Origin of the sequence: Nocardia sp. NPDC023733, from assembly GCF_040639775.1 — a bacterium.
GTDB lineage: Bacteria > Actinomycetota > Actinomycetes > Mycobacteriales > Mycobacteriaceae > Nocardia > Nocardia rosealba.
Genome location: NZ_JBFAAN010000001.1, coordinates 189,807 through 205,616 on the forward strand (window position 1 = coordinate 189,807; position 15,810 = coordinate 205,616).

Annotated in this window: 15 protein-coding genes; 9 read left to right on the forward strand and 6 right to left on the reverse strand. The window is 68.4% G+C overall.

Translation table 11 applies throughout. The features are described 5' to 3' along the window. Positions 1-353: 353 nt before the first annotated feature. On the forward strand, positions 354-1,517 hold the full coding sequence (locus tag AB0F86_RS00820) for a glycosyltransferase family 4 protein (protein WP_181698473.1): 1,164 nt from the start codon (positions 354-356) through the stop codon (positions 1,515-1,517). Then, entirely contained in the window at positions 1,514-3,652 is a 2,139-nt protein-coding gene (locus AB0F86_RS00825; protein WP_225279168.1) for a glycogen debranching N-terminal domain-containing protein, read from the forward strand. The genes AB0F86_RS00820 and AB0F86_RS00825 overlap by 4 nt, the downstream gene beginning before the upstream one ends. A gap of 44 nt (positions 3,653-3,696) precedes the next feature. On the opposite strand, the gene AB0F86_RS00830 is transcribed toward AB0F86_RS00825, so the two are convergent. From AB0F86_RS00830 to AB0F86_RS00850, 5 genes are read right to left on the reverse strand one after another with little or no spacing between them, the layout of a single operon-like run. Next, a complete protein-coding gene (locus AB0F86_RS00830; protein WP_356986277.1) occupies positions 3,697-4,566 on the reverse strand; it encodes a potassium-transporting ATPase subunit C in 870 nt (289 codons plus the stop codon). 1 nt (position 4,567) lies between these two features. Continuing rightward, positions 4,568-6,703 (reverse strand): potassium-transporting ATPase subunit KdpB, encoded by a 2,136-nt coding sequence (gene kdpB / locus AB0F86_RS00835; protein ID WP_356986275.1) that lies wholly within the window; start codon positions 6,701-6,703, stop codon positions 4,568-4,570. Position 6,704: 1 nt separating this feature from the next. Further along, entirely contained in the window at positions 6,705-8,375 is a 1,671-nt protein-coding gene (gene kdpA / locus AB0F86_RS00840) for a potassium-transporting ATPase subunit KdpA (protein WP_356986274.1), read from the reverse strand. Next, positions 8,376-8,462: a potassium-transporting ATPase subunit F gene (locus AB0F86_RS00845; RefSeq protein ID WP_356986447.1), complete on the reverse strand. Its 87-nt coding sequence runs from the start codon at positions 8,460-8,462 to the stop codon at positions 8,376-8,378. Next, positions 8,459-8,587, reverse strand: a complete 129-nt coding sequence (locus AB0F86_RS00850) for a hypothetical protein (RefSeq protein WP_255495634.1) — start codon at positions 8,585-8,587, stop codon at positions 8,459-8,461. Before AB0F86_RS00850 ends, AB0F86_RS00845 begins: the two co-directional genes overlap by 4 nt. A 100-nt stretch (positions 8,588-8,687) precedes the next feature. Between AB0F86_RS00850 and AB0F86_RS00855 the strand changes: the two genes are divergently transcribed. The 7 genes from AB0F86_RS00855 to AB0F86_RS00885 all read left to right on the forward strand — a co-directional run bounded on the left by AB0F86_RS00855 (position 8,688) and on the right by AB0F86_RS00885 (position 15,261). Further along, positions 8,688-11,210, forward strand: a complete 2,523-nt coding sequence (locus AB0F86_RS00855) for a sensor histidine kinase KdpD (RefSeq protein WP_356986272.1) — start codon at positions 8,688-8,690, stop codon at positions 11,208-11,210. Positions 11,211-11,214: 4 nt separating this feature from the next. Further along, on the forward strand, positions 11,215-11,955 hold the full coding sequence (locus AB0F86_RS00860; RefSeq protein ID WP_225279173.1) for a response regulator: 741 nt from the start codon (positions 11,215-11,217) through the stop codon (positions 11,953-11,955). Between the two features lie 192 nt (positions 11,956-12,147). Beyond that, positions 12,148-12,594: an OsmC family protein gene (locus AB0F86_RS00865; RefSeq protein WP_356986270.1), complete on the forward strand. Its 447-nt coding sequence runs from the start codon at positions 12,148-12,150 to the stop codon at positions 12,592-12,594. 15 nt (positions 12,595-12,609) lie between these two features. Continuing rightward, positions 12,610-12,888: an acylphosphatase gene (locus AB0F86_RS00870; protein ID WP_225279174.1), complete on the forward strand. Its 279-nt coding sequence runs from the start codon at positions 12,610-12,612 to the stop codon at positions 12,886-12,888. Between the two features lie 25 nt (positions 12,889-12,913). Continuing rightward, positions 12,914-13,615 (forward strand): hypothetical protein, encoded by a 702-nt coding sequence (locus AB0F86_RS00875; protein WP_356986268.1) that lies wholly within the window; start codon positions 12,914-12,916, stop codon positions 13,613-13,615. Beyond that, positions 13,615-14,778: a glutathionylspermidine synthase family protein gene (locus AB0F86_RS00880; protein ID WP_181700897.1), complete on the forward strand. Its 1,164-nt coding sequence runs from the start codon at positions 13,615-13,617 to the stop codon at positions 14,776-14,778. The genes AB0F86_RS00875 and AB0F86_RS00880 overlap by 1 nt, the downstream gene beginning before the upstream one ends. Positions 14,779-14,805: 27 nt before the next feature. Further along, the gene (locus AB0F86_RS00885; protein ID WP_067636770.1) at positions 14,806-15,261 is read left to right on the forward strand and encodes a DUF350 domain-containing protein; all 456 of its coding nucleotides are present in this window, start codon (positions 14,806-14,808) and stop codon (positions 15,259-15,261) included. On the opposite strand, the gene AB0F86_RS00890 is transcribed toward AB0F86_RS00885, so the two are convergent. Continuing rightward, positions 15,258-15,725 (reverse strand): DUF1707 domain-containing protein, encoded by a 468-nt coding sequence (locus AB0F86_RS00890; protein ID WP_356986266.1) that lies wholly within the window; start codon positions 15,723-15,725, stop codon positions 15,258-15,260. The two genes, AB0F86_RS00885 and AB0F86_RS00890, sit on opposite strands and share 4 nt — an antisense overlap. Between the last annotated feature and the right edge of the window lie 85 nt (positions 15,726-15,810).

Consider the following 15,810-nt stretch of genomic DNA (forward strand, 5'->3'; position numbering starts at 1 on the left):
CGCTCAGTGCGCTACGGCCGTCGGTAGTCCGCAGCGCGACTCGGCCGTGACAATTCTCTGTACGGCGTAGACCGGCCGTGACGGCGGAATCTGCTGTCGCGGCAGGGAATCGCGTACAACAAAACCAGCAACATGCTGGTTTACTTTCCGGTAGCGGGGTACGTTCCTTGACGGCCCCTCTGATCAGGCGGGCACCCCAGCGGTGCGCTCCGCGCCTGGCCAGGCCAACCATGCCCCATGGACGGCGGTGAAGCTCTCGGTCTCCACCCCGCCGAGGCGGCCATCTCTTGTTCGCGCAAGTGTTGCGAGGTTGTGTCCCTGGAAGGAAGGTCATGAGTACAGATATGTCGGCAATGTCGCCGACCGGGTTCTCCAGTTCTGATCTCTATTCGATCGAGCACAATGGTGGCCCACTGCGAATTGCGATGGTCGTGCCACCGTATTTCGATGTTCCCCCCAAGGCGTACGGCGGGGTGGAAGCTGTTGTCGCCGAATTGGTCGATTCCCTGTGTGAGCGCGGCCATCACGTCACCCTGTTCGGTGCGGGCGAGGCCGGTACCAAAGCGAATTTCGTCCCGCTGTGGGACCGGATCGTGCCCGAGCGGCTCGGTGACCCGTTCCCGGAGGTGGTCCACGCGCTGCGCGTGCGCCGCGCGATCGAGCGACTGGCCGACACCGAGGGCATCGACCTGGTGCACGACCACACGTTCGCCGGACCGCTCAACGCCCCCGCCTACGCGAATCTCGGCCTGCCGACCGTGGTCACCGTCCACGGCCCCGTCCAGGATGACTGCTACCGCTACTACCGCGAACTCGGCGAGGAGTGCTCGCTGATCGCGATCAGTGATCGGCAGCGCGAGCTGGCGCCGGATCTGGGCTGGGCCGGTCGCGTGCACAACGCGCTTCGCCCGGATCAGTGGCCCTTCCAGCCGGAGAAGGACAACTACGCGCTGTTCCTCGGCCGCTTCTCGATGGACAAGGGCCCACACCTGGCCCTCGACGCCGCCCACGAGGCCGGTATCCCGCTGATCCTGGCGGGCAAGTGCTCCGAACCGCCGGAAAAGGCCTACTTCGAGGAATATGTGCGCCCGCGGCTCACCGCGGACGATCATGTATTCGGCCTCGCCGACGCGACCGCCAAGCGTAAACTGTTGGCCGGAGCTCGGTGTCTGCTGTTCCCCATTCGCTGGGAGGAGCCGTTCGGCATGGTGATGATCGAGGCAATGGTCTGTGGCACACCGGTTGTCGCCCTGCGCGGCGGCGCGGTGAGCGAAGTGCTGGTCGACGGTGTCACCGCGCGCATCTGCGAGGATCCCGCCGAACTGCCCGCCGCGATCCACGAGGTCGCCACCTACGACCCGGCCGCCTGCCGGGCGCACGTGGAGGCGAACTTCGGCGCCGACACCCTGGGTCGTGGCTACGAACAGGTGTACCGGGAAATTCTGGCGCGCACCACGATCGGATACGGCAGCGCCTTCGCGATGCCGTCCGTCGCGGCGACCACCGGGCGCGCATGAGCCACAGCGACGCGCAGCCGAGCCCGACTCCGCTGAACGCGGGTGAACCGGCCGGGCTCGGCGGCCACGGCGGCAATGTGACCCTGGTCGAGGGCGGCACCTTCTGTCTCTCGGACCGGCTCGGCGACGTGGAGCCGGGAAAACCGCAGGGTTTGTTCTTCCGTGACGCGCGGGTCATCTCACGCTGGGAACTGCTGGTCGACGGCAAGAAGCCCGAGCCGCTGTCGGTGCTGAGCCCGGAGGCTTTCGCAGCGCGTTTCGTGCTGCGCAGGCCGCCTCAGGCCGGCATGGCCGACAGCACCCTGCTCGTGGTGCGCGACCGCCTCGTCGCCGAGGGTATGCACGAGGTGATCACCCTCGAGAACATGAGCCGCGAAGCCACCGCGGTCGTGCTCGAGGTGCACGTCGACGCCGACTTCGTCGACCTGTTCTCGGTGAAGGAGGGTCGGGCGGGTGGGCGCCGCGCGGAGATGACCACCGCCGACGGCGAACTGCTGCTGCACGACCGCGCCGACCTGGCGCGCGGGCTCGCCCTCACCTCGACGGTGGAACCGATGGTGCTGCCCGGCACCATGATCTGGCGCATCGTCGTGCCCGCGGGCGGTCGCTGGCAGACCGAGATCGCGGCCCTGCCCGCAGGCGCGGCCCAGCGCCCGCCGATGCAGGGTTCGGTGGGCGAACGCTACCGGGCGAGCGAACCAGTGAAGAAGATCCAGGCCTGGCGGGCGACGGCCACCGACATCACCAGCGATTCCCTGATGCTCAACCGGATACTGCGGCGCAGCGAAAGCGATCTCGGCGCACTGCAGATCCACAGCGATTCCGGTACCGGCCGGCCGTTCGTCGCGGCGGGCGCGCCCTGGTTCATGACCCTGTTCGGTCGCGACTCGTTGCTCACCGCCTGGATGTCGCTGCCGCTGGAAACCGACCTCGCCCTCGGCACGCTGCAGCAGCTGGCCGAATTGCAGGGCGAGACAGTGGATCCGCTGGTCGAGGAGGAACCGGGCCGCATCATGCACGAGATGCGCCGTGGCCCGGCGGTCGGGCAGGTCCTCGGCGGCCAGATCTACTACGGCACGGTCGACGCCACCCCGCTGTTCGTGATGCTGCTCGCCGAATGTCTGCGCTGGGGGGCCGATCCCGCGTCGATCGCCACCCTGCTGCCCGCCGCCGATGCCGCCATCAGCTGGATCACCGATTTCGGTGACCGCGACGACGACGGGTTCGTCGAATACGTGCGCGCCACCGACCGTGGACTCATCAACCAGGGTTGGAAAGACAGCTTCGACGGCATCAATTTCGCCAGCGGCCAGCTCGCGCAGGCCCCGATCGCGCTGTGCGAGGTGCAGGGGTACGTCTACGCGGCGTTGCTGGCGCGCGCCGAACTCGCCGACGCCTTCGACGACGAACCGCTGGCCCGCAAGATGCGCGAACGCGCCGTCGCCTTGCGCACGAAATTCGCCGAGCAGTTCTGGCTACCCCAGTGTGGTTGGTACGCCGTGGCTCTGGACGGCAACAAGCGCCAAGTCGACGCGCTAACCAGCAACGCGGCGCACTGCCTGTGGTCGGGAATCGCCACCGACGAGCACGCCGAGATCCTGATCCGGCACCTGTCCTCGCCGGAGATGGACTGCGGATTCGGTTTGCGCACACTGGCTTCCAACATGGGTGCCTACAACCCGATGAGCTACCACTGCGGTTCGGTGTGGCCGCACGACACGGCCATCGCGGTGGCCGGGCTCATGCGGTACCAGCACGTGCCGGGCGCGATCGAACTGGCCACCCAGCTCTCGGCCGGGCTGCTCGACGCGGCAGCGGCTTTCGACGGCCGTCTGCCGGAGCTGTTCTGCGGTTTCCCCCGTGGACGCTTCGCTGCACCCGTGCCCTACCCCACCTCCTGCTCCCCGCAGGCCTGGGCCAGCGCCGCGCCGTTGCTGCTGATCCGCTCCTTCGTCGGCATCGACCCGGACGTCCCCGCCAAGACCCTGACGGTCCGCCCGCGCGTCCCCGCCTCGTGGGGCATCGTCCGCCTGGCCGATTTCCGGCTCGGCACCGACACGATCGATATGGAAGTGCGCGGCACCGAGATACTCACCGCGAGCCTGCCCGAGGGTTGGGAACTGGTGATCGAATAGCGCGGCGATGCGCCGGGAACCCCCGTGGTACCCGGCGCATCCGTTCAGCGCGACAGCGGGAACTGTTCGTCCAGTGCGAGATTGAGCTCGAGGACGTTCACGCGCGGTTCACCGAGAAAGCCCAGCGTGCGACCGTGGGTGTGCTCGGTGAGTACGGTGCGCACCTGCTCGGGGGAGATGCCGCGCGCCCGCGCCACCCGGTCGACCTGGATGGCGGCGTACTCGGGGGAGATGTGCGGGTCGAGGCCGCTGCCGCTGGCCGTCACCGCGTCTGCGGGCACCACCGGGTGGGCCGGTGCGTCGCCGAGGACCGGAACGAGCACGCCCGTCGAGTAGTCCTCGCCGGTTCGCGCGCATTCCACCGCGACACCACGGAAGGTGGCGGTGAAGGGGCGCGTCGGACATGGCTCGTTGACACTGACCACCCGTTCCGGCCGCGACACGTCTCCGTCGGCATCGCGCGGACCCAGCACCGAGATCACCGCGCCCACACCACTTTCCGTGCAGAACTGGCGACGGCCGTCGACCCCCTCACGGACACCGACCTCCGCAGAACGCGCGCAGGCGGCGGTGAGCAGGCTGATCCGGTCCGCCGTGTCGACGATGTCCTCCGGGCCGAGATTGCTCGCAGCGGTGGCGAGCGGGTCGTAGCCCTCACCTGCCGCCGACGGACGGCTCTGGAAGTACTGCCCGAGGGCGGTGCCGTCGGCAGCGGTGAACGACTGCCCGATCAGGCTCGAGCCAACCAGCCTCCCGTCCCGCTCGACGAGCGATCCGGCGGCTCGCTGATCCAGACCGGGCAACTGGGCGATCGTGAAAACCGCCAGCGGGTAGGCGATTCCCGTGACCGCGGTGAGCACCAGCAGAGCACGAAGGGCGGCAAGGTGCTGGCGGAACCAGGTCGAAGTACGCATGTCAGGCCATCCCGGGAAGGAGTCGGACGAACAGATCGATGACTTTGATGCCGAGGAACGGCACGATGATGCCGCCCAGCCCGTAGACGGTCAGGTTGCGGCGCAACAGGACCGACGCGCTGCTCGGCCGGTAGCCGACGCCGCGCAGAGCCAACGGGATGAGCGCGACGATGACGACCGCGTTGAAGATCACCGCCGACAGAATCGCCGACTGCGGGCTGGCCAACCGCATGATGTTCAGCGCGTCCAGGCCGGGGAACAGCGGCACGAACAGGGCCGGGATGATCGCGAAGTACTTGGCGATGTCGTTGGCGATGGAGAACGTGGTGAGCGCCCCACGAGTGATGAGCAGCTGTTTGCCGATCTCCACGATCTCGATCAGCTTGGTCGGATCCGAATCCAGATCCACCATGTTGCCCGCCTCTTTGGCCGCCGAGGTGCCGGTGTTCATGGCCACGCCGACATCGGCCTGGGCCAGCGCGGGGGCATCGTTGGTGCCGTCGCCGGTCATCGCGACGAGGCGGCCTCCGTCCTGTTCCTTCTTGATGAGGGCGAGTTTGTCCTCCGGAGTCGCCTCGGCGAGGAAGTCGTCGACGCCCGCTTCGTCGGCGATCGCCTTGGCGGTCAACGGGTTGTCGCCGGTGATCATCACCGTGCGGATCCCCATCCGCCGCATTTCGTCGAAGCGTTCCCGCATGCCCTGTTTGACCACGTCTTTGAGATGGACGACGCCGAGCACGCGGGCGGTGCCGCCGTGGACCTCACCGACCATCAGCGGTGTTCCGCCGGACGCGGAAATACCGTCGACGAGGGCGGACGCTTCGGCCGGTACCGAACCGCCCTGCGCGCGAACCCAGTCGGCGACGGCACCGGCAGCGCCCTTGCGCAAGCGGCGCCCGTCGGCCAGGTCGACACCGGACATGCGCGTCTGGGCGGTGAACTCCACCCAGACGGCGCCCGGCAGTTCCCCCGCACCGCGCTCGCGCAGGTTGAACACCTCCTTGGCGAGGACGACGATCGAGCGGCCCTCCGGGGTTTCGTCGGCCAGGCTCGACAACTGCGCCGCATCGGCCAGCTCGTCGTCGAGAATTCCTGGCACGGCGACGAATTCGGCGGCCTGACGGTTACCGAGCGTGATGGTTCCGGTCTTGTCCAGCAGCAGCGTGTTCACATCGCCCGCCGCCTCCACCGCACGTCCGGACATGGCGAGCACATTGCGCTGCACCAGCCGGTCCATCCCGGCGATGCCGATGGCCGAGAGCAGCGCGCCGATGGTGGTGGGGATCAGGCAGACCAGCAGCGACACCAGCACGATGCCGGTGATGCCGTCGCCGTCGAGCGCCAGGGTGTCGGCAACGCCCGGGTTGTTCGACTTCGAGAAGATCGCCAACGGCTGCAAGGTCGCGACCGCGAACACGAAGATGATCGTCAGCGCGGCCAGCAGGATGTTCAGCGCGATCTCGTTGGGCGTCCGCTGCCGGTTCGCGCCTTCCACCAGGGCGATCATCTTGTCGATGAAACTCGCGCCTGGCTCCTGGGTGATACGGACGACGATGCGGTCCGAGAGCACGGTGGTGCCACCGGTGACCGCCGAACGGTCGCCACCGGATTCGCGGATCACCGGTGCCGATTCACCGGTGATCGCGGATTCGTCCACCGACGCGATGCCCTCGACCACATCGCCGTCGCCGGGGATCACCTGGCCGGCCTCCACCACCACGAAGTCGCCGCGACGCAGTTCGGGTGCGGCGACCCGCTGTTCGACGAGCGGGGCGCCCGGCGTCCAGTCGGTGAGCCGGCGGGCGACGGTGTCGGTCTTGGCTTTTCGCAGGCTCTCGGCCTGCGCCTTGCCGCGCCCCTCGGCCACGGCCTCGGCCAGATTCGCGAAGACCACCGTGAGCCACAGCCAGGCGACGACGGCCCAGGCGAAGAACGACGGTTCGGTGATCGCCAGCACGGTCGACCAGGCCGCGCCGATCTCCACGATCAGCATGACCGGGTTCTTCCAGAGGGTGCGCGGGTCGAGTTTGCGGATCGCCTCGGGCAGCGCCGTGCGCACGAGCGTCGGGTCGAGAACGCCGCGGGCGGCCCGCTCGGTGCGCGGTGCGCGCGGGGGAGTGAGGGTGGGGACGGTCATATCAGTGGATTCCTTCGGCGAGCGGCCCCAGCGCGAGGGCGGGCAGGAAGGTGAGCGCGACCAGGATCACCGTCACCCCGACCACCAGGCCGACGAACTGCGGCCGATGGGTGGGCAGGGTGCCGACCGAGGCGGGTGTGTGGCCCTGCGCGGCCAGTGAACCGGCCAGTGCGAGCACGACGATGATCGGGACGAACCGGCCGAGCAGCATGGCCAGCCCGAGCGCGGTGTTGAACCAGGTGGTGTTGCCGGACAGTCCGGCGAAGGCCGAACCGTTGTTGTTGGCGGCGGAGGTGAAGGCGTACAGCACTTCCGACAAGCCGTGCGGTCCGCTGTTGAGCATGCTGTCGCGCGGCCCGGGCAGGGCCGTCGAGACCGAGGCGCCGACCAGCACGATCAGCGGGCTCACCAGGAAATATGTGGCGGCGAGCTTGATTTCGCGCGGCGTGATCTTCTTGCCGAGGTATTCCGGTGTGCGCCCGACCATCAGGCCCGCGACGAACACCGTGATGACGGCAAGGATCAGCATGCCGTAGAGGCCCGAACCCACACCGCCGGGCGCGACCTCGCCCAGCTGCATGTTCACCATGGTCACCAGGCCACCGAGGCTGGTGTAGGAGTCGTGGAAGGAATTCACCGCACCGGTCGAGGTGAGGGTCGTCGCCCCGGCGAACACGGCCGAATCGGCCACACCGAAGCGGGTTTCCACGCCTTCCATCGACGCACCGACGGCGGTGGGCACGGTTCCGTGGTGTTGCGACTGGAACACGCTGAGCAACGAAACGCTCACCAGAGCAATGGTTCCCATCACGGCGACGATCGCGTAGCCCTGCTTCGTGCTGCCGACCATGCGCCCGAAGGTGCGCGGCAGCGAGAACGCGATCAGCATCAGGGCGAAGATCTCCACGAAGTTCGTCCACGTGGTCGGGTTCTCGAACGGGTGCGCGGCATTGGCGTTGTAGAAGCCGCCGCCGTTGGTACCGAGTTCCTTGATCGCCTCCTGGCTCGCGACGGGGCCGCCGGTGATCGTCTGCGCGGCGCCGCCGAGTGTCTGCGCCACCTGGTCGTGCAGGTGGAAGTTCTGGATCACCCCGCCGGCCACCAGCACGACCGCGACGACGAACGCGAGCGGCAGCAGGATGCGCACGGTGCCGCGCACCAGGTCGACCCAGAAATTGCCGAGCTCACCGGTGCGGTGGCGGGCGAAACCACGGACCAGTGCGACGGCCACCGCCATACCCACTGCCGCCGACACGAAGTTCTGCACGGTCAGCCCGGCCATCTGCACCAGGTGACCCTGGGTCGACTCGCCGGAGTAGTTCTGCCAGTTGGTGTTGGTGACGAAACTGACGGCGGTGTTCCACGCCAGCGCCGGCGTCATCTCGGTGCCCGGATCGTTCAGGTGCAGCGGCAGCGCGCCCTGGACCAGCTGGAAGAAGAACAAGCCGAGCACACCGACGGCCGAGAAAGCCAGCACACTGCGGGCGTACACCGGCCAGGTCTGCTCGACCTCGGGGTGCGCGCCGATCGCGCGGTAGATCAACCGCTCGGCACGGGAATGCCGTTCGCCGCTGTACACCCGGTACATGTAGTCACCGAGCGGCACATGTGCCAGTGCCAGCGCGAGTACCAGGGCCGCGAGGAACACGATCCCCGCTGTTGTCGTGGTCACCTAGAACCTCTCGGGAAAGAGCAGGGCCGCCACCATGAACACGGCGACACCGGCGGCGAGCACCAGACCGATCAGATTCGCGATCACAGCTTCTCCATCCCGCGCTGGATCAGGCCGAGCAGCGCGAAGACCGCCACCGTGAGCACCGTGAACACCACCACAGACATGTCCGACCTCCTCGCGCCCCACCGTGGGGCGCCAAGCCGAGTCAAGGCCTTCGGATGGGCGGCACGGGCATTCCTTACGGATCCTTAGCGCACCGAGGCGCCGCCTTTGCGGGTTGTTGACGGTGCACCGGGCGATGATGAACCGGTGAAACGCGGTCGACTACGCATCTACCTGGGTGCCGCACCCGGCGTCGGCAAGACCTACGCCATGCTCGGTGAGGCACACCGGCGACTCGAGCGTGGCCGCGATGTGGTCGCGGGCGTGGTGGAGACCCACGGGCGGGCGAAGACCGCCCAGCTGCTCGACGGGATCGAGCGGATCCCGCCGAAGGCCGTGCGATACCGAGGCACCGAACTGCCCGAGCTCGACGTCGACGCGGTGCTCGCGCGCAAGCCCGCCGTGGTGCTCGTCGACGAACTCGCCCACACCAACGCACCGGGCAGTGCGCACGAGAAACGCTGGCAGGACGTGGAGGCGATTCTGGACGCGGGGATCGACGTCATCTCCACGGTGAACGTCCAGCACCTCGAGAGCCTCAACGATGTGGTCGCCCAGATCACCGGCATCGAACAGCGCGAGACCGTCCCCGACGCGGTGGTGCGCGGGGCGGACCAGGTGGAACTCGTCGATCTGACACCGGAAGCGCTGCGGCGCAGGCTTTCCCACGGCAACGTCTACGCCGCGGACAAGGTCGACGCGGCGTTGCGGAACTACTTCCGGCCCGGAAACCTCACGGCCCTGCGCGAACTCGCGCTGCTGTGGTTGGCCGATCAGGTCGACGCGGCACTCGCGAAGTACCGGGCCGACCACGACATCACCGAGCTGTGGGAGGCGCGCGAACGCGTGGTCGTCGCGGTGACCGGTGGTCCCGAATCGGAGACCGTGGTGCGCCGGGCCGGGCGGATCGCCTCGAAATCCAGCGCGGAACTCGTGGTGGTGCACGTGGTCCGGGGCGACGGGCTGGCCGGGGTATCCACGCAACGCCTGGCGCGGCTGCGTGAACTCGCCGCCGCGCTCGGCGCCTCGCTGCACACCGTCACCGGCGACGACGTGCCCACGGCACTGCTGGAATTCGCGCGCGAGGTCAACGCCACACAGCTGGTACTCGGCACCTCGCGGCGCTCGCGGTGGGCCCGGATGCTCGACGAGGGCATCGGCTCCACCGTGGTGCAACGCTCCGGCAAGATCGACGTGCACATGGTGACCCACGAGGAAGCCAACCGTGGAGTCCGGCGCAATCCGCTGCGAACACGCCAGCCCGTGGTCGCCTGGGTGGCTGCCCTGCTCGTGCCAACGCTGGTGAGCGTGCTCTGCTGGGCGGTGCTCGACCGGCATCTGCAACTCGGTGGGCTCAGCGCGATGTTCTTCGTCGGGGTCGTCGCGGTCGCGTTGCTCGGTGGGGTGCTGCCCGCGAGCGCCTCGGCCCTGCTGTCGGGGCTGCTGCTGAACTGGTTCTTCACCACGCCGCGCTACAGCCTCACCATCGCCGAACCGGACAACTTCGTCACCGTGGTCGTGCTGTTGATCGTGGCGGTGGCGGTGGCGGCGCTCGTCGACCTCGCGGCGAAGCGAACCAGGCAGGCGCGCAAGGCATCTCGCCAGGCCGAGCTGCTCACCCTGTTCGCCGGGGCGGTGCTGCACGGCGCCGACCTACCGCGTCTGCTCGAACAGGTCCGCGAGGTCTACGGGCAACGCGCGGTGAGCCTGCGCTGCGGTGACGAAGTGATCGCTACGGTGGGAGCCGACCCGCCGCATCGGGTCGCCGACGCGGCGACCGCGATCGAAGCGGGCGACGCGACCGGCGTGCTGCTGCTTGCCGGGCATCCGCTCGATCCGGGGGAGCGGCCCGTGCTCAACGCGGTGGCGAACCAGGCCGTCGGCTTGGTGCGTCAGCAGCGCCTCACCGAAGAGGCCGGGGCGGCGGCCGCACTGCTCGAAGCCGACCGGCTGCGACGCGCGTTGCTGTCGGCGGTGAGCCACGACCTGCGCACCCCGCTGGCCGGGGCCAAGGCGGCGGTGTCGAGTCTGCGCAGCGACGACGTGGAGTTCTCGCCCGAAGACACCGGCGAACTGCTCGAGGCCATCGAGGAATCCGTCGACCAGCTCACCGCGCTGGTCGGCAACCTGCTCGATTCGTCGCGGCTGGCGGTCGGGGTGGTCACGCCGCAGACGCGGCAGGTGTATCTGGACGAGGCGGTACATCGGGCGCTCGTCAGCGTGGGTATGGGGACGAGGGGGCTGCGGCGTGCGGCGATGGACCGGGTGACGGTGGAGGTCGGTGAGATCTCGGTGTCGGCCGACAGCGGATTGCTCGAACGAGTACTCGCGAACCTGCTGGACAACGCCCTGCGCCACGCCGGACGCGACACGCCCGTGCGCGTGACCGCTGACCGCGTCGGCGACCGGGTCGTCGTCGCGGTGGTCGACACCGGGCCGGGCGTGCCCGCGGGTAGCGAGGAGCACCTGTTCGAACCGTTCCAACGACTCGGGGACCGCGACAACACCACCGGCGTCGGCCTGGGACTGTCGGTGGTCCGCGGTTTCGCCGAGGCCATGGGCGGTACCGTCCACGCCGAACCAACGCCAGGCGGCGGACTGACAGTGCTGCTCGATCTGCCCGCCGGTGCGTCTGCTTCGACCGCCCCCGCCGTGCGACGAGGAAAGTGAGGACATGAGCAACTCATCGGGGACGGACGCGCCGCAGCCCGGCGATTCCCGGTCGGCCGGGCCCACCACCCGCGTGCTCGTGGTCGACGACGAACCGCAGATCGTGCGCGCCCTGCGGATCAACCTGTCGGTGCGCGGGTACGAGGTGTTCACCGCGGGCAACGGCGCCGCCGCGTTGCGCGTGGCCGCGGAGAAGCAACCGCACGTGGTGATCCTCGACCTGGGCCTGCCCGATCTGGACGGGATCGAGGTGCTCGCCGGGCTGCGCGGGTGGACCTCGGCACCGGTGATCGTGCTCTCGGCGCGCACCGATTCGGCCGACAAGGTGGAGGCGCTCGACGCGGGCGCCGACGACTACGTCACCAAGCCGTTCGGGATGGACGAACTGCTGGCCCGGCTGCGGGCGGCGGTCCGGCGCGGTGCGGGGGCGGCCGACGAGGCGGAACCGGTGGTTGTCACCGATTCCTTCACCGTCGACCTTGCCACCAAACAGGTCACCAAGAACGGCACGCCCGTCCACCTGACCCCCACCGAATGGGGGATGCTCGAGATGCTGGTCCGCCATCGCGGAAAACTGGTGGGCCGCAAGGAATTACTGCGCGAGGTGTGGGGCCCGGCGTATGCCACCGAAACCCACTACCTGCGGGTCTATCTCGCCCAGCTGCGCCGCAAACTCGAGGACGACCCCGCCCACCCCCGCCACCTGCTCACCGAGCCTGGGATGGGCTACCGTTTCCATCAGTGACACGGTTCGCCCAGGCGCGGCGCAGGAGTCCGGCCTTGAGCCGAGCGCATGGCCGCGGCGCCGCACCTGTGCCTTTCGAAACCGGACTTGCCTCAGTGGGGTAGTGCGCGGCGTCACTCACCGGAATGACGATCGAGGCGCCGACGTTCCCAGGCGTGAGTTGTTCCCCACGAGGATGGCAGGATCAGGCCCATGTCAGTTGAGCAGAATGCACCCGTGATCACCGCGCCCGTCGAACTATGGGTCGAGCGCACCGGCACGCGGGCCTACACCGGACGCAGCAACCGTGGCGCCGAGGTGCTGATCGCCTCGCAGGGTGTGCCCGGCGCGTTCACCCCCGGTGAGCTGCTGAAGATCGCCCTCGCCGCGTGCACCGGGCTCAGTTCCGACCTGCCGCTCTCGCGTCGCCTCGGCGACGACTTCGACGCGACCATCCGCGTCTCCGGCGACGCCGACCGCGAGAACGAGCTGTACCCGCAGCTCGACGAGGTGTTCGAGCTCGATCTGTCCGAACTCGACGAAGAGGCCCGCGAACGACTGCTGGTCACCGTGCAGCGCGCCGTCGACAAGGTGTGCACCGTCGGTCGCACACTCAAGGCGGGCACCAAGGTGACCTTGAACTTCGACATCGACGCCTGACTTCGAGGAGCCGTTGTGACCGAACCTGTCCGACTGTCCGCGTGGGTCCACGGGTACGTCCAGGGTGTGGGTTTCCGCTGGTGGACACGCTCGCGCGCACTGGAGCTCGGCCTCACCGGGTACGCGCGCAACCACGCCGACGGACGGGTCCACGTGGTGGCCGAGGGACAACGAAGCTCGGGCGAGAAGCTGCTGGAGCTGCTACGGTCCGGCAAGGCGCCTGGGCGGGTCGACCTGGTTGTGGAAAGCTGGGAGCCCGCGCGCGGTGACATGACCGGATTCGAGGAGCGGTAGAAGTGACTTCGGGGGTTAGGCGGCAGTGAGCACACACAACCCTGGTTCGCCCGACCAGCCGGACCAGCCAGGCGGATCCTCGCCCTGGACCCCGCCCGACTCCGGAGCGGGCCCGACCCCGCCGGAACAACCCGCGGGCACGCCGCCCACCTGGCCGCCGCCACCGCAACAACCGCCGCAACCACGTCCCGGCCGAATGGCCAGGCAGGAACCGGGCCGCACCCAGCCCCGCCCGCCGACGGTCGCCGAGGCACGGGCGCGCGAGAAGGCACGCAAACAGGCCGAGCAGGCCGAACGCGCCGCCGCCGAAGCCGCGGAAGCCAAGCGCCGCACCAGGAAACGGGTGATGATCGGCGGTGTCGCCGTGGTCGGAGTCGCGGCCCTCGTCGGCGGCGGCTACCTCGCCTACCGGGCGGTCAACGCCCCCGAACAGGTCACCGCCTCCTGCGTGCAGATCGACCAGAACGGCCAGGAGGTCGTCGTTCCGGACGAGCACTGCGGCGACGGCAAGACCAACTTCCGCAGCGACAACTCCGGTGGCATGGGCAGCCTGATCCTGCTCGGGTGGCCGCAGTACCGCTACCACTACGGCGGCAACGCCACCATCGGCCGGCCGCCGAGCGGGGGCACCACGGTGAAACCGCGCAACGCCGAGATCAAGACCAAGTCCGGCACCACCGTTCAGCGCGGTGGCCTGGGCAGCAAGTCCGGCGGGAGTGGTTCCTAGTGCGACGTGTCGCGAGTACGCCACGGCCGGGCTGGCAGCAGATCATCGAAAGCCAGGGGCTCGTCTACGGCGTGCCCGGCCGCGATGCCAGCGGCCAGCCGCGGCCCTACTGGGACGAATCGGTGCACTACGAGTTCTCGATGGACGAGATCCTCGCGCTGGAAGCCGATGTGGAACTGCTGCAGTCGATGTGTCTGCACGCGGCCGAACACGTGGTTCTCACCGAGCGGTACGCCGATTTCGGTCTGCCGGAATGGAGTTGGGGCCCGATCGCCGAATCCTGGCGCCGCAGCGACCCTTACGTGTACGGCCGGTTCGACCTGCGCTATGACGCGCGCCGCCCAGCCAAACTGCTCGAGTACAACGCCGACACCCCCACCTCGCTGCTCGAAGCCGCCATCATCCAATGGCACTGGTTGCAGCAGGTGTATCCCGGTGGGGACCAATGGAATTCACTGCACGAGAAGCTGGTGGAGCGCTGGGGCGAGCTGCGTGACGTACTGCCCGGCACCGAACTGCACTTCACCTGGTCGGGCGCCGACGCCACCGGTGAGGACAACGTCACCACCGCCTACATGCAGGAAACCGCCGCCGAGGCGGGCTTCGACACCGTCGCGCTGCCGATCGAGGAGGTCGGTTTCGACACCGAACTCGGCCGGTTCGTCGACCTCGCCGAGGCGCCCATCGAATCGGTCTTCAAGCTCTACCCCTGGGAATGGATCCTCGACGACGACTTCGGCAAACGCGTCGTCGCGAGCATCCCGCAGACCGCCTGGATCGAACCACTGTGGACCACCCTGCTGAGCAACAAGGCGCTGCTGGCGATCCTGTGGGAGATGTATCCCGGCCACCCGAACCTGTTGCCCGCCTACCTCGACGACCCGCACGAGCTCACCGAATACATCCGCAAACCCAAGCTCGGCCGTGAAGGCGCCAACATGACCATCGTCGGTCCCGGCATGGAGACCGCGACCGGTGGGGTGTACGGCGCCGAGGGCTTCGTCTACCAATTGCTCGACCCGCTCCCGGAATTCGACGGCATGCGTCCCGTGCTCGGGGCGTGGGTCGTCGGTGACAACGCCGCCGGGCTCGGTATCCGCGAGACCGCGGGCCTCATCACCGATGACGGCGCCGCGTTCGTCCCGCACCGCATCGTCGACTGACCACAACACTGTTTCGAAAGGACCACGATGACCGCCCTCGCCCTGGAATCGGGTTATTGGAGTGCGCTCGGTGAAGGCGTCGGCGCCATCATCCTGTACTGCCTGATCGGCCTGATCCTGATGCTGATCGGCTTCTTCGCCATCGACCTGACCACCCCCGGCAAGCTGCGCGACCTGGTGATCGCGGGCAAGCCCAACGCGATCATCGTCTCGGCAGCGGGCATGATCAGCATGGCGTTCATCGTCGTGTTCGCGGTGCTGGCCACCGATCCGGGCGCCAAACTGACGCAGGGGCTGATCACGGCGGTCGTGTTCGGTCTGGTCGGCATCGTCGCGCAGGTGATCTCGGTGCGCGTGGTCGAGAAGGTCACCGGCATCGACATCGGCCGCACCCTGCACGCCGACACCTACACCCCCGAGGTCCTCGTCGTGGCCGCCGCCCACTTCGCCCTCGGCCTGGTAGTAGCCTTCGCCATCCTCTAGTGCGGGTTGATGTGCTTCATCTGCTTCTGTAGCTGACGCAGGTGGGTGGCCGAGCCCGGCTGGGCCTCCCAGCCGGTGACCACGCGGAACAGCAGGACCGCGCCCCATGGGCCGATCACCCACATCGGCCAGAAGTAGGTGAGTTCGCCTGCGGTCAGCGAGATCAGGCCCCAGATGACCAGCACGATGATGCTCACACCGAGCCAGCTGCCCGCTTCGATGCGCTGCCACACGGGGATGCGCGGTGCCTGCTTCGGCGGGGTGGTGGGTTGCTTGTCCGGCAGGGCAGGAAGGTCCGAAAGGACGAGGGCGAGGTCGTCGCGGGTGGTGGTCGCGTAGACCTTCGCGACGCGCAGGTCGTACTCGGCCAGATCGAGTCTGCCGTCGGCCAGATGAGTGCTCAGCTGGGACACGATCGCATTGCGCTCGGCATCGGACGCGCGCGTGCCGGGGGTGATGTCCATACCGACAACCTCTCGTTCACCAAACACAGTGATCTGCTGGTACCAAGCGTCCACCCTCCACTGTGTAATGTCAACCCTTCGTCCG